Origin of the sequence: Nonomuraea sp. NPDC049028, assembly GCF_043197735.1 — a bacterium.
In the GTDB taxonomy this organism is placed as follows: domain Bacteria; phylum Actinomycetota; class Actinomycetes; order Streptosporangiales; family Streptosporangiaceae; genus Nonomuraea.
In genome coordinates, this window is sequence record NZ_JBICTR010000005.1 from 199,364 (window position 1) to 218,205 (window position 18,842).

At 68.4% G+C, this 18,842-nt stretch carries 14 protein-coding genes and 2 tRNA genes; 13 read left to right on the forward strand and 3 right to left on the reverse strand.

The features are described 5' to 3' along the window. Positions 1-65 precede the first annotated feature (65 nt). Positions 66-512 (reverse strand): hypothetical protein, encoded by a 447-nt coding sequence (locus ACGFJ2_RS20505; RefSeq protein WP_393470420.1) that lies wholly within the window; start codon positions 510-512, stop codon positions 66-68. A gap of 409 nt (positions 513-921) precedes the next feature. Further along, positions 922-1,007: transfer RNA gene (locus ACGFJ2_RS20510), tRNA-Leu, on the reverse strand. Between the two features lie 130 nt (positions 1,008-1,137). Here ACGFJ2_RS20510 and ACGFJ2_RS20515 point away from each other — a divergent pair. From ACGFJ2_RS20515 to ACGFJ2_RS20525, 3 genes are all read left to right on the forward strand, one after another. After that, positions 1,138-2,409: a M20/M25/M40 family metallo-hydrolase gene (locus ACGFJ2_RS20515; RefSeq protein WP_393470423.1), complete on the forward strand. Its 1,272-nt coding sequence runs from the start codon at positions 1,138-1,140 to the stop codon at positions 2,407-2,409. 123 nt (positions 2,410-2,532) lie between these two features. Beyond that, positions 2,533-3,210: a hypothetical protein gene (locus tag ACGFJ2_RS20520; protein ID WP_358176903.1), complete on the forward strand. Its 678-nt coding sequence runs from the start codon at positions 2,533-2,535 to the stop codon at positions 3,208-3,210. 248 nt (positions 3,211-3,458) lie between these two features. After that, positions 3,459-5,381, forward strand: coding sequence for a chaplin family protein (locus ACGFJ2_RS20525; RefSeq protein WP_393470426.1), 1,923 nt, complete (start codon positions 3,459-3,461; stop codon positions 5,379-5,381). A 98-nt stretch (positions 5,382-5,479) separates the two neighbouring features. Here the strand turns inward: ACGFJ2_RS20525 and ACGFJ2_RS20530 are convergent, their stop codons facing one another. After that, positions 5,480-5,647, reverse strand: coding sequence for a DUF5703 family protein (locus tag ACGFJ2_RS20530; RefSeq protein ID WP_393471410.1), 168 nt, complete (start codon positions 5,645-5,647; stop codon positions 5,480-5,482). A gap of 209 nt (positions 5,648-5,856) precedes the next feature. Between ACGFJ2_RS20530 and topA the strand changes: the two genes are divergently transcribed. The 10 genes from topA (at position 5,857) to ACGFJ2_RS20580 (ending at position 18,688) form a co-directional block, all read left to right on the forward strand. Next, positions 5,857-8,544 carry a type I DNA topoisomerase gene (gene topA, locus ACGFJ2_RS20535; protein ID WP_393470429.1) on the forward strand — a complete coding sequence of 896 codons (2,688 nt, stop codon included), beginning with the start codon at positions 5,857-5,859 and terminating at the stop codon, positions 8,542-8,544. Positions 8,545-8,557: 13 nt separating this feature from the next. Then, positions 8,558-9,799: a metallophosphoesterase gene (locus ACGFJ2_RS20540; protein ID WP_393470432.1), complete on the forward strand. Its 1,242-nt coding sequence runs from the start codon at positions 8,558-8,560 to the stop codon at positions 9,797-9,799. 175 nt (positions 9,800-9,974) lie between these two features. Further along, a complete protein-coding gene (locus ACGFJ2_RS20545; RefSeq protein WP_393470435.1) occupies positions 9,975-10,568 on the forward strand; it encodes a helix-turn-helix transcriptional regulator in 594 nt (197 codons plus the stop codon). A 161-nt stretch (positions 10,569-10,729) separates the two neighbouring features. Further along, positions 10,730-12,772: a dTMP kinase gene (gene tmk, locus ACGFJ2_RS20550; RefSeq protein WP_357938681.1), complete on the forward strand. Its 2,043-nt coding sequence runs from the start codon at positions 10,730-10,732 to the stop codon at positions 12,770-12,772. A gap of 9 nt (positions 12,773-12,781) precedes the next feature. Further along, a complete protein-coding gene (locus ACGFJ2_RS20555) occupies positions 12,782-13,960 on the forward strand; it encodes a DNA polymerase III subunit delta' (protein ID WP_357938683.1) in 1,179 nt (392 codons plus the stop codon). Between the two features lie 290 nt (positions 13,961-14,250). After that, positions 14,251-14,778, forward strand: coding sequence for a SigE family RNA polymerase sigma factor (locus ACGFJ2_RS20560; protein ID WP_393470438.1), 528 nt, complete (start codon positions 14,251-14,253; stop codon positions 14,776-14,778). Next, positions 14,775-15,830: a permease-like cell division protein FtsX gene (locus ACGFJ2_RS20565; RefSeq protein ID WP_393470441.1), complete on the forward strand. Its 1,056-nt coding sequence runs from the start codon at positions 14,775-14,777 to the stop codon at positions 15,828-15,830. Before ACGFJ2_RS20560 ends, ACGFJ2_RS20565 begins: the two co-directional genes overlap by 4 nt. A gap of 99 nt (positions 15,831-15,929) precedes the next feature. Then, positions 15,930-16,781 carry a stage 0 sporulation family protein gene (locus tag ACGFJ2_RS20570; protein ID WP_393470444.1) on the forward strand — a complete coding sequence of 284 codons (852 nt, stop codon included), beginning with the start codon at positions 15,930-15,932 and terminating at the stop codon, positions 16,779-16,781. Between the two features lie 326 nt (positions 16,782-17,107). Continuing rightward, positions 17,108-18,559: an alpha/beta hydrolase gene (locus ACGFJ2_RS20575; protein WP_393470447.1), complete on the forward strand. Its 1,452-nt coding sequence runs from the start codon at positions 17,108-17,110 to the stop codon at positions 18,557-18,559. A gap of 55 nt (positions 18,560-18,614) precedes the next feature. Continuing rightward, positions 18,615-18,688: transfer RNA gene (locus tag ACGFJ2_RS20580), tRNA-Thr, on the forward strand. Positions 18,689-18,842 lie beyond the last annotated feature (154 nt).

Below are 18,842 nucleotides of genomic sequence, written 5' to 3' on the forward strand. Positions count from 1 at the left end.
GAAGGCGGCGGAGGGCCCCGCCGATCGGCCGGAACACCCCTTTCTGGACGTCCGCCAGGAGCCTCTCAGGGCAGCGGCGGTAGTACCGCGTCAGGTCGGGGGAAATCCCCGGAGATCGGCCGGCCGTCCGACCACGATCGCGGCGAACCGCCGTTCGGCCACCGCGCGGGCGATGCTACGTTCGAGCTCCGCCCAGGCGGCGCGGTCGGTGCCCGCAGGACGTCGGCGCCGGCGGCTCGGTGGGCCAAGGGCGGGATCCCGGCCACCACGTTCGGTCTCGGATCGGAGAAAACCGCCACCGGCCCGTCGAACTCACCCAGCCACGCGCGGAGCCGCTCACCCACGCGCCGGTCAGCGGGGCCCGGGACCATCCGGTCGGCATCGAAGGTACTCACGGCCAGGACGGCGATCTGCGCCAGGACCAGCAGACCGGCCACCGCCCCGCGCGAACCGCCCATCCCGATACCGGCGAGCAACGCCACCGCCACATAGGCCGGAAGCATGTTGTTCACCGCACCGCCCGCGTGCACGAGGCCGGCCTTGTACGTGCTGCTGGCCGGACCTGATCTCGCCGACCAGCGCTCTGCCGCTCGGTGTCGCGGACATCATCGGCCGTCTGCGCGCCGACCGCATCGCCTTGGTCTACGTTCCCGAGACTCGCGCCCTGTGGGCGGACACGCGAGGGGAGGTGTGCGAGGGGAGGTGTGCGAGGGGAGGTGTGCGAGGGGAGGTGTGCGAAGGGAGGTGAAGGTCATCCTGGATTCCGCCCGCTGACTTGTAGCGGACAAGACACGGTGCTCCGGTGTCTCCGGCCTGCTGGAAGGAGGAAGGTCGGCAAGCCCTGACCCGGGCTTCAGCCGAAGGCTGGGCCAGGGTGACGTACCGTCATGCCCGGAAATACCCAGCTATGTAGAACTTACGTGTCCGAGGGGGGACTTGAACCCCCATGCCCCGCAAAGGGCACTAGCACCTCAAGCTAGCGCGTCTGCCTATTCCGCCACCCGGACTTGGTGCCTGCACGTGGGACCGTCATCCCGCGTCGGCTCCGTAAGGTTAGCAAACTCTGAGGGGTGCGTCATACCAGGATTCCGGAGGGAGGATGAGACGGCAATACGTACCCGATCGTAAGGAGCCTTCATGGCCGAGGACGAGGTCGTCGAGCTGTGCCGTGATCTGATCCGTATCGATTCGACCAACGCCGGCGACAACGCGGGGCCCGGGGAGAGGGCGGCGGCCGAGTACGTCGCGGAGAAGCTCGCCGAGGTAGGGCTCGAGGTGACGATCCTGGAGAGCGACGATCGGCGGGCGAACGTCGTCGCGCGTATCGAGGGCACCGATCCGGGCCGTGACGCGCTGCTGTTGCACGGGCATCTCGATGTCGTGCCGTTCGACGCGGGCGACTGGCGGCATCATCCGCTCTCGGCGGAAGTGGCCGACGGGTGCGTCTGGGGGCGCGGGGCCGTGGACATGAAGGACATGGACGCGATGATCCTGGCGGTCGTGCGGCAGCGGCTCAGGGAGGGGCGCCGGCCCGAGCGTGACGTGGTGCTCATGTTCACCGCCGATGAGGAGGCGGGTGGGGAGTACGGGGCGAAGTTCCTGGTCGAGGAGCACCCGGAGGTGTTCGAGGGGGTCACGGAGGCGATCGGGGAGGTCGGCGGCTTCAGCGTGTCGATCGGGGCGGATCACCGGCTCTACCTGATCGAGGCCGCGGAGAAGGGCATGGCGTGGATGCGGCTGACCGCGAACGGCCGGGCCGGGCACGGGTCGATGCTCAACCTGGACAATGCCGTGACCGAGCTCGCCGACGCCGTGGCGCGCGTGGGGCGGTATGAGTGGCCGGTACGGCTGACGCCGACCATGACCAGGTTCCTGGAGGAAATAGGCGGCGGCGACGCCGAGGCCGCGATCGCCAAGCTGGGGCCGGTGGCCAGGATGCTGGGCGCGGGGCTGCGTAACACGGTCAATCCGACCATGCTGGAGGCCGGTTACAAGGCGAACGTGGTGCCGCAGACGGCCTCGGCGACCATCGACGGGCGGTTCCTGCCGGGGTTCGAGGAGGAGTTCTTCGCCACGGTCGACGAGTTGCTCGGGCCCAACGTCACGAGGGAGTTCGTGCAGCACCAGGTGGCGCTGGAGTTCGGCTTCGAGGGGCCGCTGGTGACGGCCATGGTGGAGGCGCTGCTGGCCGAGGACCCGGCCGGGCGCGCCGTGCCGTACACGATGTCCGGAGGGACGGACCTCAAGTCGTTCAGCAGGCTCGGAATCCGGGGCTACGGGTTCGCGCCGCTCAAATTGCCTGCGGACCTGGACTTCTCTGGGATGTTCCATGGGGTCGACGAGCGGGTGCCGGTGGATTCGCTCAGGTTTGGGGTGCGGGTGCTTGACCGCTTCCTGGATCACTGCTGAAAAACCCTTGCGGCAACCTTGAGTGATGCTACGGTTACGGATCGTTGAGGGGTGAGTCCACGGACTGGCCTCACATTGTGAGGTCGGTCCTGGTGCTTCTGAAGGAGGGTTCACGTGGCACGCATGCCGGTGCGGTGGTGGCGGGCAATGCCCGCCCTCGCTTCCCGGCGCGTGCCCGTGATCATCTTCGCGGAGGATGCGATCGCCGATCGGGCCGCCCGGATGGCGCGGTTCGCGGCCGGCGCCCGCCAGGTCATCGCACGAGTAGTCGCGGCCGGCGTTCTGCTGGCCGCGGGATGGCTGCTCGCCGTTCTCTTCGGACTGCTCTTCGCCGCTCCGGCGGCCGCGGATTCCACCGCGGCGACAGGGACGGCCACAGCAGCTGGCACCTCTCACACCGTCGCCGGGTCCATCACGGACGGTTTCCCCACGGCTGACGGAAGGGTCTCGGCGTCGGACAACGTCGAGATGATCGGAAAGGTCTCGGCGTGGGACAACGCCGAGGCGATTGGAAAGGTCTCGGCGTCGGACAATGCCGAGGCGATGGCGGGGCGGACGGTCGACGGGCTCAACAGCCAGTCCGATCCCGGTCTGCCGCCTGCTTCTCCTGCGACCGACATCCTGGACACCAATGGTCTGGTGCCCAACGGCGGTGGCAGCGGCCCGTTCGGGCCAAGCATGGGAGATATCGCGCGGTCCTTCTTCGACCCGCGTATCGAGGCTCGGCGCGCCCCCTTGGCGTCCGTGCTTCCTCCGGTCGTCCGCACAGCGGCGGATGACCCTTCTTTCTCACCTGACTGACCCCCGCCACAGGTTCCGATGAGTACGGCGGCGGAGCGCGGCTAGATCCCCTCCGCCAGCGGGTGACATGTCAGTCATCTTGGTTCGCGATTCCCCGAGGTCTCCGCTGTGCGCGGCGCACTGCGACCTCGCATGCCCTCGGCTGCCCGCGAACCGTCAGGTATCCCCCTATGAACCAAGTAGGAGCATTCATCATGCGTACGTGGGCGAAGGCTTCGGCCCCCGCGGCTCTTCTAGCTGTAGCCGTCATGTCCTTCGGCAGCGGCACCGCGCTGGCCGACACCTCCGGCGACTCTTCCGTCGGCGGTGGCAACCAGGTCAACCTGCCTGTCTCGCTGCCGATCGACATCAGCGGTAACTCCGCCGCCGTGCTGGGCAAGTCCGAGGCGAGTTCCCAGGGCGGCGCCACCGTCGTCAACACCGGCAAGGGCGGCACCTCCGACAGGACCTCCGGCGACGGGAGCGTCCTCGGCGGCAACCAGGTCAACGCGCCGATCAACGCGCCGATCAACGCCTGTGGCAACGCCCTGGCCGTGCTCGGCAAGTCTGAGGCGGGCTGCAAGGGCGGCGCCTCGGTCAAGAACACCGGCAAGGCCGGCAGCTCCAACAAGACCTCCGGCAAGGGAAGCATCCTCGGCGGCAACCAGGTCAACGCGCCGATCAACGCGCCGATCAACGCCTGCGGCAACGCCCTGTCCCTGATCGGCAAGTCTGAGGCGGGCTGCAAGGGCGGCGCCTCGGTCAAGAACGCCGGCAAGGGCGGGGCCGGGGGCAACCACACCTCTGGCCAGGGCTCCGTGCTCGGCGGCAACCAGATCATCGCGCCGGTCAGCGCCCCGATCAACATCTGCGGCAACGCTGTGGCCGTGATCGGCAAGGCGTTCGCGGGCTGCAAGGGCGGCGCCACGGTCAAGAACGGCGGGCACACCCACTACCGGGGCGGTCACGGCTCGACGGGCAACGACACCGACGGGCGCTTCGGGGTCGGCAGCGGCAACCAGGTCATCGCACCGATCAACCTGCCCATCGTGGCCTGCGGCAACGCCGTCGGCAACGCGCACGCCGGCTGCAAGGGCGGCGCCTCGGTCAAGAACACCGGCAAGGGCGGCCCCGGCGGCAACACCACGTCCGGCAAGGGCTCCGTGCTCGGCGGCAACCAGGTGATCGCGCCGATCACCGCGCCGGTCAACATCTGCGGCAACGCGGTGGCCGTGATCGGCAAGGCGTTCGCCGGCTGCAAGGGCGGCGCCTCGGTCAAGAACGGTGGCAGGGGCGGCGCCGGGGGCAACCACACCTCGGGTAAGGGCTCTGTGCTCGGCGGCAACCAGGTGGTCGCGCCGATCACCGCGCCGGTCAACGTCTGCGGCAACGCCGTGGCCGTGCTCGGGCTGTCCGGGGCCCGCTGCAAGGGCGGCGCATCGGTGGTCAAGAACGGTGGTTCGGGCGCGGGTGGCAACACCACGTCCGGCAAGGGCTCCGTGCTCGGCGGCAACCAGGTGATCGCGCCGATCACCGCGCCGGTCAACGTCTGCGGCAACGCCGTGGCGGTGCTCGGCGACGCCGCGGCCGGGTGCCTCGGTGGCTCGAGTGTCGGCAAGCCGGGACACGAGGGCTACCACCCCTACGGACACTACAGCTCCCACCAGGCCGCCGACTCCAAGCCCGCTGGCGTGCTTCCCGCGCTTCCCCCGGTCCCGGTCCTGGGCAGCCTGCGGGGCGTGGGGAACATCACTCCGATGCGTGGCGGCGGCTCGCCCGAGCTGCCGGTCGTCGGCGACATGCCCCTGGTCGGTGACCTGCACGAGCTGTTCGGCCTGCCCGAGCTGCCCGGTCTGCCCGGCCGGCCCGCCACCTCCGTCAGGCACGTCACCCCGGCCAAGCACATCAAGAACGGCAAGGCTCCGGTCACCCACGCCGCCCGCGCCGAGGACACGCAGTCGCCGCTGGCCCCGGCCACCGCGCTGATCGCCGGCACCCCTGTCGGTGGTGCGGTGAAGCTCGCGACCAGCAGCCTGCCCACCGGCGACCTGGGGCTGATGAGCGCGGCTCAGCCCGCAGGCGTCACCGGGATGACCACCGGCTCGCTGTTCGCGCTGGTCCTGGGCGCGATGTTCGCCGCCTCGGCCACGCTGTTCGCGGCCACCCGCCGCTTCCGGCTCGGCCGGAAGTAAGGACAAGAACGTCTACCGCTCACAGCCGGTGAGCGCGTAGCGAAAGACGCTTTGCCCGTTCCGGGGGCGCGGCCCGGGGCGGGCAAAGCCATGTCTGATCACAGGGTGCTACGGACGCGCATGACCTTGCGGCGCAACCGTACATGACGGCTTCCGTCAGGATGCAGGCGCACGCGCGAGAGCTCCCACTTACCGTACTCCGCGTGTTCGGTGAGCAGCTGACGTGCTGCTTCGCGGGACAGATCGCGCGGAATGAAGATATCCATGTAGGAGTAGTCGAGCACAACGATTAGTCTCCAGGGTGAGTCAGGGCGCGATGCCGCTCGATGGGGCTTATTCTGCGTGCTTGTGGGTGCGTCCGGAAGCTAGTGGGTAGTCCCGGGGGAAGGAAAATTCCGCGAGTCGGGTTACCTTTCAGATCAGTGCCGGCTCCCGGCAGGGGGAATTGCAAGCGAACAGTGAGGTAGGAAGCAGCGTGCCAGCCAACAACGGCAGCACCGGTGGAACCCGCCGTCTGGTGATCGTCGAGTCGCCCGCCAAGGCGAAGACGATCAGGGACTACCTCGGTGCCGGCTACATGGTCGAGTCCAGCATTGGCCACATCCGCGATCTGCCGGAGCGAGCCGATGACATCCCCGAGAAGTACAAGGGGGAGCCATGGGCGCGCCTCGGGGTCAATGTCGAGCATGAGTTCGAGCCGCTGTACGTCGTCAACCCCGACAAGAGGTCGCAGGTCAGCAAGCTGAAGCAGCTGCTGAAGGATGCCGACGAACTCTACCTGGCCACTGACGAGGACCGCGAGGGCGAGGCCATCGCATGGCACCTGCGCGAGGTGCTCAAGCCCAAGGTGCCGGTGCACCGCATGGTCTTCCACGAGATCACCCCACAGGCCATCCGGGACGCGGTGGCCAATCCGCGCGACCTGAACCTGCGCCTCGTCGACGCCCAGGAGACCAGGCGCATCCTCGACCGGCTCTATGGCTACGAGGTCAGCCCGGTCCTGTGGAAGAAGGTCAAGCCGCGGCTGTCGGCGGGCCGGGTGCAGTCGGTGGCGACCAGGCTGGTGGTGGAGCGCGAGCGGGAGCGCATGGCGTTCACGTCCGCCCATTACTGGGACCTGCAGGCGCTGTTCGACACGGGCAAGGCCGAGGAGCGTCCGCGTGACTTCACCGCGACGCTGACCTCGGTCGACGGCAAGCGGGTCGCCCAGGGGCGCGACTTCGCCCCCACCGGCCTGCTGAAGACGAACGACGTGCTCCACCTGTCGGAGGCCGCCGCCGGTGAGCTGGCCGGCCGGCTCCAGGGTTCGTCGTTCGCGGTCAAGTCCGTCGAGCGCAAGCCGTACACCCGTAAGCCGTACGCTCCCTTCCGGACGACCACTTTGCAGCAGGAGGCGAGCCGCAAACTGGGCTTCTCCGCCAAGTACACGATGCAGGTGGCGCAGCGGCTCTACGAAAACGGCTTCATCACCTACATGCGTACCGACAGCATCACGCTGTCGGAGACGGCGGTGGCGGCCGCGCGCTCCCAGGCGATCAAGCTGTACGGCTCTGCGTACGTTCCCGACAAGCCGCGTGTTTACACCAGCAAGGTCAAGAGCGCGCAGGAGGCGCACGAGGCGATCCGGCCTTCCGGGGAGGAGTTCCGCACTCCCGGTGAGACCGGGCTGAACGGTGACCAGTTCCGCCTGTACGAGCTGATCTGGCAGCGGACCGTCTCGTCCCAGATGAAGGACGCGGTCGGCGAGTCCGTCACGGTCAAGGTGCGCGGCGCGTCGGCCACCGGCGAGGACGTCGAGTTCAGCGCCTCGGGCCGGACGATCACGTTCTACGGCTTCCTCAAGGCGTACGTCGAGGGTGCCGACGATCCCACGACCGACCGCGACGACTCCGAGAAGCGGCTGCCGAACCTGACCGAGGGCGACGCGCTGAGCGTCTCGCGGCTCGACGTGGCCGGTCACTCGACCAAGCCGCCCGCCCGCTACACCGAGGCTTCGCTGGTCAAGGAGATGGAGGATCGGGAGATCGGGCGTCCTTCGACCTACGCCTCGATCATCGGCACGATCCTCGACCGTGGCTACGTGTTCAAGAAGGGCACCGCGCTGGTGCCGTCCTTCCTGGCGTTCGCCGTGGTCAACCTGCTGGAGCAGCATTTCGGCAACCTGGTCGACTACGACTTCACCGCCGAGATGGAGAAGGTGCTCGACGACATCGCCAACGACCGGGCGGAGCGGGTGCCGGAGCTGCAGCGCTTCTACTACGGCGAGGACGGCGACGAGGGCCTGAAGGAGATGGTCACCGACCTCGGCGACATCGACGCCAAGGAGATCAGCTCCTTCCCGATCAAGGGCACCGACATAGTCATCAGGGTCGGGCGATATGGCCCATACCTTGACAGGGGCGGCGCTCGGGTGAACGTGCCCGAGGACATGACGCCCGACGAACTGACCGCCGAGAAGGCGGAGGAGCTCTTCTCGCGGCCCACCGGCGACCGTGAGATGGGGACCGACCCGGTGACCGGGCACATGATCGTCGCCAAGGACGGGCGATTCGGCCCGTACGTCACCGAGATCCTGCCCACGCAGGAGGAGGAGACCCCGAAGCGGCGCACCAAGAAGGCCGACGCGGCGAAGCCGCGGACGAGCTCGCTGTTCAAGTCGATGTCGCTCGACACCGTGACGCTCGAGGACGCGCTCAAGCTGCTGTCGATCCCCCGGGTCGTCGGCGAGCTGGAGGGCGAGGAGGTCGTCGCGTACAACGGAAAGTTCGGCCCCTACCTGAAGAAGGCCACCGAAACGCGGTCGCTGGCCGCGGAGGAAGACCTGTTCACGGTCACGATCGAGCAGGCCAAGGAGCTGTTCTCCCAGCCCAAGCCGCGGGGCAGGGGCCGGGCGGCGGCCGCGCCACCGCTACGGGAGCTGGGTGAGGACCCCAACTCCAAGAAGCCCGTCGTGGTCAAGGAGGGGCGATTCGGTCCCTACGTGACCGATGGCGAGACGAACGCGTCGCTGCGCAAGGGCGACACGGTCGAGGAGATCACGATCGAGCGGGCGGCGGAGCTGCTGGCCGAGCGGCGTGAGCGGGCCCCGGCGCCGAAGAAGACGACGACCCGGAAGGCGCCGGCCAAGAAGGCACCCGCGAAGAAGCCGGCGGCCAAGTCGTAAGTAGCATTGCCGCGTGGTGGTCTTGGTCTTCGTGGGCCTGGTGTTCGTGGCGCATCTCTATCTGTGGCATCGGATGGTGCGCTCGACCACTCGGCGTGGGCGGGTGCGCACCGGCCTGACCTGGGGGTTGGTGGGGCTCCTTGCGCTGGTCGTCGTGACGTTCGCGGGGATGCGGCTGGAGATGTTCCAGTGGCTGGCGTGGCCGGGCTATCTCTGGATCGCGATCATGTTCTATCTGGTGATCGCTCTGGTCCTGCTGGAGATTCCTCGGTTGGTGGCGTGGTTAGCGCTGGTCCGGGGGCGGGTGGCCGTGTCGCCGGTTGAGGTGGTGCGGCCGGTTACGGTGCCCGCCTCGGACATTTCGGATATTTCGGGTTTTGGGCAGGTTTCGGGGGTGGAGTCGTCGCCGGGCGGCGACGCGATGAGCAGGCGGCTCTTCCTCGGACGGACCACCGCCGCCGTCGCGGGTGTGGGCGCGCTCGGCACGGTCGGGTACGGCATCAGCGCCGCGCTGGGTGATCCGGTGATCGAACCGGTCAAGGTCACGCTGGCGGGGCTCGACTCCAGGCTGAGCGGCCTGCGGTTCGCCGTGGTCAGCGACATCCACCTGGGACCGCTCACGGGCAAGGCGCACACCGAGCGCATCGTGCGGATGATCAACGGTCTGCGGGCCGACGTGGTGGCGATCGTCGGCGACCTGGTCGACGGCTCGGTCGCCGAGCTGGGCCCGCTGGCCAGGCCGCTGCAGAGCCTCGAATCCCGCTATGGCGCCTATTTCGTGACAGGTAATCACGAGTACTACACCAGAAACGGCCCTGGTGAGTGGATCGAGGAGCTGGACCGGCTCGGCGTTCGCTCGCTGCGGAACGAACGGGTGGAGATCCGGCACCAGGGCGGCGTGCTCGACCTGGCGGGGGTGAACGACCTCAACGGCGCCACCGCGAACGATGGGCCCGACTTCGACAAGGCGCTCGGCGGTCGCGATACGAGCCGCTCCACGGTCCTGCTGGCCCACCAGCCGGTTCAGGTCTCGCAGGCCGCGCGTTATGGCGTGGACCTGCAGCTGTCGGGGCACACGCATGGCGGGCAGCTGGCGCCGTTCAACCTCGTGGTGCCGCTGCAGCAGCCGGTCGTGTCGGGGCTGGCGACGGTTGACGGGGTGCAGGTGTACGTCACGCGCGGCGCCGGGTTCTGGGGGCCGCCGGTCCGGGTGGGCGCGCCGCCCGAGATCACGCTGCTTGAGCTGCGCGCCTGACTTTGTGGGGCCCGAGTTTGCGGGCGACTTTGCGGGCGCGGCGCCCGAGACCCGCGCTGCTTCCACCGTGCTCCCGAGTTCCGCGGTGTTTGAAGTGGGCTGCTGACTTTCCGCGATCCGCTGGTCACTCAAGCCGCCAAGGGGATAGTATCCAAGCGGATACATTGGAGGTGGGATGATCTCTTCCCCGGTGGAGGGGGCGTTCGGCGACCTGCTGCCTGAGCAGGGCGCGATGCCCGAGGGGCCGACGCCCGACGTCACGTTCTGGGCGGAGCGCGGCGGCCTGCTGCTCAAACAGGCCAGACACGCGGCCAACATGAACCAGAAGGCGCTGGCCGGCATGAGCGGCACGTCGCGGACGACGCTGTCGGCCTACGAGCACGGCCGGAAGTCGCCCACGCTCGAAACGGCCGGGCGCATCCTCGACGCCGCCGGGTTCCGGCTGGTGCTGGAGGCCAAGGTCGAGTTCACCACCTGCCAGGGGGCCGATGGCCGGCCGTTCCACGTGCCCAATCGGTTGCCGCGCCTGCCGGCGTTGCGGGCCCTGGCTACCGTCCGCCTTGGCGACAGGGTCTATGACCTGGCCGATCGCGGGGATCGCCGGGACGCCTACGTCATGCTGTTGCGGGAAGGGAGTCAGCGGGAGCTGCTCGAGCATCTCGACGGGCTGCTGCTGCTGGAGCTCTGGGACGAGCTGGTGCTGCCTGAGCCCGTACGGGCCGGCTGGCAGCCGTTGGTGGAGCTCGCCCGGCCGTACAAAAGGGACTAGCGAGACAAGAGGGATCTGTCTGGTGTTTTCGGGGGCCTATTCGAGCTGTGTATCATGCGCGACGGCCCGTATACGTAATACTCTCAGCGACGAGCAGCCGGGTATATCCGGCTCGTCTCCTGTCTTCCCATTTCCGGCGAGCACCTGGATACGCTGACATTATGACCGCCCGTGGCCGACGCCAACCGACACATGTGCTGGCTAACGCATCTTTCCGCCGGCTTTGGACGGCGATGTCGGTGTGCAGCCTCGGCGACTGGCTGAACATCCTGGCACTGACCGCCCTGGCAGGAAATCTGACCCAGGGCGACTATCGCACGCAGTCGCTGGCCGTCGGTGGTGTCTTCATCGCGAAGATGCTGCCCGCCGTCCTGCTCGGACCCCTCGCGGGAGCGTTCGCCGACCGCTTCGACCGGCGGGTGACGATGTTCACCTCCGACCTGGCCCGGTTCGCCGTGGTGCTGTCGATTCCGCTGGTCGGCAGCTATCAATGGATCATCGTCGCGACGATCCTGGTCGAGTGCGTCAACCTGTTCTGGGTTCCGGCCAAGGACGCCACGGTCCCCAACCTGGTGCCGAAGGAGCAGCTCGAATCGGCCAACCAGCTCAACCTGCTGGTCACCTACGGCAGCGCGCCGGTCGCCGCGATCCTGTTCACGGCGCTGTCCTTGGTGGGCGACGTACTGAAGAGCGCCGTGCCGTTCCTGTCCGGCATGGACCCCACCGGGCCGGCACTGATCGTCAACGCCTGCGCGTACCTGGTGTCCGCGTTCCTGATCTTCACGCTGCGCGGCATCCCCAAGCGTGACGGCGCCATCTCCACCCCGTCGGTGCTCAAGCAGATCGTCGAGGGCTGGCGGTTCGTGGGCGCCAACCGGCTGGTGCGCGGTCTGATCATCGGCATGCTGGGGGCGTTCGCGGCGGGCGGCGCGGTCGTGGGCGTCGCGAAGATCTACGTGGGCGCGCTCGGCGGTGGCGACGCGGCCTACGGCGTGGTGTTCGCCGCGGTCTTCGTCGGCATGGCGCTGGGCATGTTCTTCGGCCTGCGGCTGCTGCGCGAGCTGTCGCGGCGCCGGTTGTTCGGTCTGGCGATCACCGTGGCGGGCGTGGTGCTGGTCGCGATCGCGATCATCCACAACCTGGTGATCGTGGTCATGCTGACCGTGCTGCTCGGGGCGTGCGCGGGCATCGCGTGGATCATCGGCTACACGCTCATCGGCCTCGAGGTCGAGGACTCGATGCGGGGGCGGACGTTCTCGTTCCTGCAGTCGACCGCGCGGGTCACGCTGCTGTTCGTGGTGGCGGTGGCCAACCCGCTGGCCGCGCTCGTCGGCGCGCACCCGCTGAGTCTGGGCGACGTGGTCTACCGGTTCGACGGTACCAATCTGGTGCTGGTGGTCGGTGGCGTGCTCGCGACGGTCGTCGGCCTGCTGGCGCTGCGCCACATGGACGACAGGAAGGGCGTCTCGCTCTCCGAGGACCTGATCGCGGCGGTGCGCGGCGAGCGGCCGAAGTCGGAGACGGCGGAGCAGGTGCCGGGGCTGTTCGTGGCGTTCGAGGGTGGTGAGGGGTCGGGTAAGACGACCCAGTCGCGACTGCTCGCCATCTGGCTGCGCGATCAGGGCTTCGACGTCGTACAGACCCGTGAGCCCGGCTCGACCAAGGTCGGCATGCGGCTGCGCGCGATCCTCCTCGACGCGGCCGAACGCGGGCTCTCGGCGCGCGCCGAGGCGCTGCTGTACGCCGCCGACCGGGCCGAACACGTCGAGAAGGTCATCAGACCGGCCCTCTACCGGGGCTCGCTGGTGATCTCCGACCGCTACGTGGACTCGTCGCTGGCCTACCAGGGAGCGGGACGGGCGCTCGACCCCGAGGACGTCTCCAAGGTCAACGCCTGGGCCACGGGTGGACTGGTCCCGCATCTCACGGTGTTGATCGACACGCCGCCCCAGGTGGGGCTGACCAGACTGGGCGGCGCGGCGGACCGGATCGAGGCCGAGCCGCTGGAGTTCCACGAGCGGGTGCGCAAGGAGTTCCGGGCGCTGGCCGCCGCCGATCCCGACCGCTACCTGGTGGTCGACGGGATGCTGCCGCCCGAGCAGATCACCCGGCTGATCCAGGACCGGGTGCACGAGCTCCTGCCCGATCCGGTGCCCCAGGAGTCCGAGGACATCACGGGCACGATGCCCGCCATCCGCGACTAGCCTTGTCGGGTGAGCGTCTTCGATGACCTCGTCGGTCAGGACCAGGCGGTGGCCGTGCTGTCCCGCGCGGCCGTGGCGGCAGGCGACGCCGTGCGGGGTGGTCGCGGCGCGGGCATGACGCATGCCTGGCTGTTCACCGGCCCGCCCGGGTCGGGCCGGGAGGAGACCGCGCGGGCGTTCGCGGCGGCGCTGCTCTGCCTGGACGGCGGCTGCGGTCACTGCGACCAGTGCCACCAGGTGCTGATCGGCTCACACCCCGACCTCGAGACGGTACGCCCCCAGGGCCTGTCCTACAGCGTCAAGCAGACGCGCGAGCTCATCCTGAGGGCGGCGGGCGCGCCCACGCAGGGCCGCTGGCGGGTCATCCTGTTCGAGGACGCCGACCGGGCCACGGAGTCGGCTGCGAACGCCCTGCTCAAGGCCATCGAGGAGCCGCCTCCACGTACGGTCTGGCTGCTGTGCGCGCCCGCCGCCGACGACATGATGATCACCATCCGATCGCGCTGCCGGGTGATCACCCTGGCCACCCCCGCCACGGAGGCGGTCGCCCACGTGCTGGCCACCCGCGACAGCGTGCCCTGGGAGACCGCCCGCTTCGCCGCCCGCGCCTCTCAGGGGCACATCAGCCGGGCCAGGGCGCTGGCCCTGGACGAGAACGTACGTCGGCGCCGGGAGGCCGTCCTGGCCATCCCTCGCTCGCTGTCCGGGGTCGGCGATTGCGTCTCGGCCGCCGAACGCCTGGTCAAAACGGCCGAAGAAGAGGCCGCGGCGGCGACGGCCGCGCTCAACGAGACCGAGACCACCGAACTGCGCAAGATCTACGGCGAGGGCTCCACGGGCAAGGGCCTCAATCGTGGGTTGGTGCGGGGCGGCGCGGGAGCGTTGAAGGAGCTGGAGGACCGGCAGAAGTCGCGGGCCACGCGCATCAAACGCGACTCGCTCGACGCGGCGCTGCTGGAGCTGGTGTCGTTCTATCGGGACGTCCTGGCCATGCAGTTCGCCGCCGGGGTGGAGCTGGCCAACGACGACATCCGCTTCGAGCTCGACCAGCTGGCCAAGCTGTCGACTCCGGAGGAGACGTTGCGGCGGATCGATGCGATCATGCGGTGTCGCGAACGCCTCGACGCCAACGTCAACCCGCAGATCGCGGTCGAGGCGATGATGCTCTCCCTCCGGTCCGCCGCGTAGCGGGCTGTCGGCTTGGTCCGGCGTATGGCGACCGGTCAGCTCGGGCAAGCGGACGACGAAGCAGGCAGACGCACGTCACGGCATTCAGCCCCCTAGAACCGCAGGAGTGTGTCCCTGGACGGTGGCTAGTCCCGTAGGGGATGGGGTTCACCGGGTCGGCGGGGCCGACGAAGGAGGTCCCACGGCGGCGATCGCGCCCGGCCCTGTCGGCCGGAAAAGCGCGCTGTAGAGCGGCGGAAGTTCGTCGTGTGGCCAGAGCAGCAGATGGGGTTGCTGGGCGTCTCTGTTATGTGAAAGTCGAGCAGCTGTCCCCTGGAGGGGCTCTGATACAGAAACGCGTCGATGTCGCGGCGGTCTTCGCCGAGCATCATGTGGGTCTCGTCCGGCTGGCGCTGGTCATGGTCGGTGATCAGGCGACCGCCGAAGACGTCGTCCAGGAGGCGTTCGCCCGGACCCACGCGGGTCGGGGGAGGTTGCGAGATCCGGACAAGGCGCTGGCCTATGTGCGATCGGCGGTGTTCAACGGCTGCCGGTCGGTGATGCGGAGAAGGGCGACGGTCTTCCGCCGCGCCGTGCCGTACGAACCGCCTGTCTGGTCAGCCGAGAGCGCGGCCATGGTGAGCGAGGAGCGTCGCGAGGTGCTGCGCGCCCTGCGAGGGCTGCCGGGCCGGCAGCGCGAGGCGCTGACGCTGCGCTACTACCTCGACCTGTCCGATCAGGAGATCGCCGAGACCATGAGGATCAGCGGGAGCACCGCCAGGTCCACGATCGCGCGTGGGCTCGCCGCCCTCGGCCGCGCACTTGGGGAGGATTCATGAACAGTCCGATGGAAGACCGCCTGCGCGAGGCGCTGGCCGAGGCGGGGGCGACCGTTGACCCCAGCACGTTGAGCCCCCTGCAGCCGTCGGGGCGGCCTCGGGTGCGGGTCGACTTCCGGTTGCTGGCGGCGGTGGGGGCGGTGGTGCTCGCGGGGGCCGTGACCGCCGCCGTGCTCGTCTCTCCCGGTGACGAACAGCGGGCGGCGGTGGCCAACCCGCCTGCCGATCAGAAAGGCGAGACGGAGCTGTTCGTCTTCCTGTGCTCCAAATCGGTGAAAAGCCCGGACTGCCCTGGGGGCAGCGTCACCGCGCAGCACACCGGGAGGATCCAGCAGGCTCTGCAAGCGGCACCGGGGGTGTTGGAGCTGATCTACGAGGATTCGGCGAGAGCCTATGAGAGCTTCCGCCGAGACTTCGCCGGCAACAAGACGCTGCTCGACGCGGTCGACGCGGCCGACATGCCGCCCTCGTTCCACGTCCAGCTGAGGCCGGGAGCCGATGTGAAGGCGCTGCAGGCCAAGTTGAAGTCCATAGGAGGCGTGTCCGGCACCTCTGAGCCGGAGACGGACAACCTGCTCGCGTCAGAGCGGGAGAACAACAAGGCAGATATCTCAGTCTTTCTCTGCACGGAGGGGTCGGGCCAAGCGTCGTGTGGAGCCGTTGCCGCGCCCGGCTGGACGAAAGATGCCCCCAAGTTCACCAAATACGGCAAGGCCATCACGCCTGCACAGCAGGGTGACCTCGCCCGGGAGATCGCGAAGACACCCGGCGTCCAGTCGTCACACTTGGAGAGCCAGCAGGAGGCCTACGAGAATTTCAAGCGCGCCTATGTGAGTAACAAGGCCCTCCTTAAGGCCACCAAGCCATCGGACATGCCGAAGTCGTTCCGCCTTCAGCTGCGCCCGGATGCCGACTCGGGCGAGGTGATCGCTCAGCTGCAACACCTACCCGGCGTCGCCTCGGTCATCAACAGCAAGTGCGTGACTGAGCGGCTCACCCTCTATCAGCGCTATGGCCTCTTGTTGCCGGCGAGCAAGGTCTGCGGCTCCTAGCCGGGGTAGAGACTCTCACGCTGCGCGCGCCGACACACGTAATGTGGCAACCGAAGGCCGTAAGAACCCCCGAGGCCGTCAGGAGGCGAGCACGAGCCCATGGGAATGATCATGGCCGTGAGCTTCACCCGCTACGGGCGGCTCTACTACCTCGATCCCGGTGGCCACACTCCCAAGGTGGGCGACAAGGTACTGGTCCCGACCGACTCGGGTCCTGAGGTGGCGGAGTGCGTGTGGGCGCCGCAATATTCGAGTGAAGACATCGACGGAATGCCGGTGTGCGCGGGCATAGCGGGAGAGGAACACCTCTCCCGCGACGAGACAAACAAGCGCCGCAGGGCCGAGGCCCGCAGCGTGTCCAAGCGGTTGATCAAACGGCACGAGTTGCCGATGAAGGTGGTGGGCGTCGACTACCTCGACCAGGACAACGTCTACACGGTCTACTTCTCCGCCCCGCATCGGGTCGACTTCCGCGCGCTGGTCCGAGACCTGGCCCGCAACCTGCGGGCCCGGGTGGAGCTGCGGCAGATCGGCCCGCGTGACGAGGCGCGGTTACAAGGCGGCATCGGCCCATGCGGTCGCGACCTGTGCTGCGCCACGTTCCTCAAGGACTTCGAGCCGGTCTCCGTACGCATGGCCAAGGATCAGGACCTCCCGGTCAATCCCTTGCGCATCGCCGGGGCATGCGGGCGGCTGATGTGCTGTCTCAAGTACGAGCATCCGCTCTATGTCGAGACCCGCAACCGGATGCCGCGTACGGGCAGCCGGGTGAGCACGCCGCAGGGAGAGGGGAGTGTCCTGGGGCATAACGTTCCGGCGGACACGGTGACGGTGCGTCTGGACGATGGTGGACGGCGCTGTGCGTGCCCTTCCGCCTCGGTGTGCTCGCCACGGCAGCAGCACGACAAGATGTACGGCGAGGAGGGCGGCACGCCGTCTCCTGGCGGATAGTGGCGGGGAGCGAGAGGTAGCGGCGGATAGCCAGCGGGCATGAGGCGGGGAAGTTCACGGGCGGTGTTCGTGAACTTCGCGCCTGCCCGCCGCGCCTTTGTGCTCCTCGGCTGTGCTCCTTGGGCGGGCACGTTTTCGGGCACAGGGTCGGCGAGGCACGCCTGGCCCGTATGCAGTGCGGCGCCTGGCCCGTATGCAGTGCGGCGCCTGGCCCGTATGCAGTGCGGCGCCTGGCCCGTATGCAGTGCGGCGCCTGGCCCGTATGCGGCGCGGGTTGATGCCATCCGCAGGCGGGAGGGAGACGGGGCACGCGTAAGATTCGGAGCGTGTGGGTTCGGGCACTGACCGTCGTCGCCGCGACTGTGTTGTTCGCCTCCGCCTGTGCCGGGACAGAGGCACCGGCGGATGGGCTGAGCTGGTCCGATTGTGGTGACGGGTTCGACTGCGCGAAGCTGTCGGTGCCGCTCGACTACGGTCAGCCGAACGGCGAGCACATCAAGATCAGTGTGGTCCGGCTGCCGGCCACCGGCGACCGAATCGGGTCTCTCGTGGTCAACCCAGGCGGTCCAGGAAGTTCCGGGGTCACGTATGCGCGAGCCGCCCGATCGATCGTGAGCGAGGAGGTGCGCGAACGGTTCGACATCGTAGGGTTCGATCCACGCGGTGTGGGTGAGTCGTCGCCCGTCGAGTGTCTGAGTGACTCGCGGCTCGACGCGTTCATCGACCTGGACACCACCCCCGACACGCCGCAGGAACGGGCCGCGCTCGAGCAGGGCTCACGCGAGTTCGCGAAGGGCTGCCAGGCCGGGTCAGGCCGTTTGCTACCGCATGTGGGCACCGTTGACGCCGCGCGGGACATGGACGGGCTGCGCCAGGCACTTGGCGACCAGAAACTGACCTATCTCGGCAAGTCCTACGGCACCTTCCTGGGCGCTGTTTATGCGGATATGTTCCCCGGCAAGGTCCGAGCCCTCGTGCTCGACGGCGCTCTCGACCCGGCCATCTCCCGGCTGAAGCTCAACGCCGACCAGGCCATGGGGTTCGAACGCGCCCTCCGCGCCTACCTGGAGTCCTGCTTGGCCGAGGGCGACTGTCCGTTCCGCAGCCGTACCGTCGACGGCGCTCTGGCCGAGTTGACCGAGCTACTGCACCGTACAGACGCCCGTCCATTGCCGGCCGACGGGCGGCAGGCCGGCGAGTCACTCGCCACCCTCGGCGCCCTGACGCCGCTCTACGACCGTGGCTCCTGGCCTGAACTAACCGAAACGTTCCGCCAGGCCCTGAACGGCGACGGCAGATTGCTCCTCCGCAACGCCGACCAACTGATCGACAGACACGCCAACGGCGCCTACTCCAACCAGACCGAGGCCAACATGGCCATCAACTGCGTAGACGGCTCCTACCCCAAGGACGTCTCCGCCTATGCGGCCGCGGCGACGGAAGCGGAACGCCAGGCACCCAGGTTCGGCTCCTACCTCATGTGGAGCTCGCTCCCCTGCGCCTTCTGGCCCGCCAAGCCGACACTCACAAACCGCCCGCTCACCGCCAAAGGCGCCGCCCCGATCCTGGTCATCGGCACCGAACGCGACCCGGCCACCCCGTACGCGTGGGCGCAGGCCCTGGCGAGCGAACTGAACTCGGGAGTGTTCCTCGGCTATGACGGTGACGGTCACACGGCGTACTTCAACGGCTCGACATGCGTGGACGACGCGGTGGACCACTACCTGCTGACGGGCACACCACCAGAGGACGGAACAGTCTGTCCGGGCATCGGCTGATCGGGGGAGCAAGAACCCCTTGGGCTCCTGTAGAATCGTTCACGCTGTACGGCACGCCGCCTTAGCTCAGTCGGCCAGAGCACTTCACTCGTAATGAAGGGGTCTCGGGTTCGAATCCCGAAGGCGGCTCCCAGCTAGAGGGCCCCTCGCGGTGATCGCGAGGGGCCTTTTACATGGGCGTACGGCAGCGAAATACAGCTATCGAGCCCGACAATCTAGGCTGTCGTTGAGCTGCTCTCTCTGCCTTCCGTGAGTGGACCTCCCTGAAACGCGAAGAGCATTC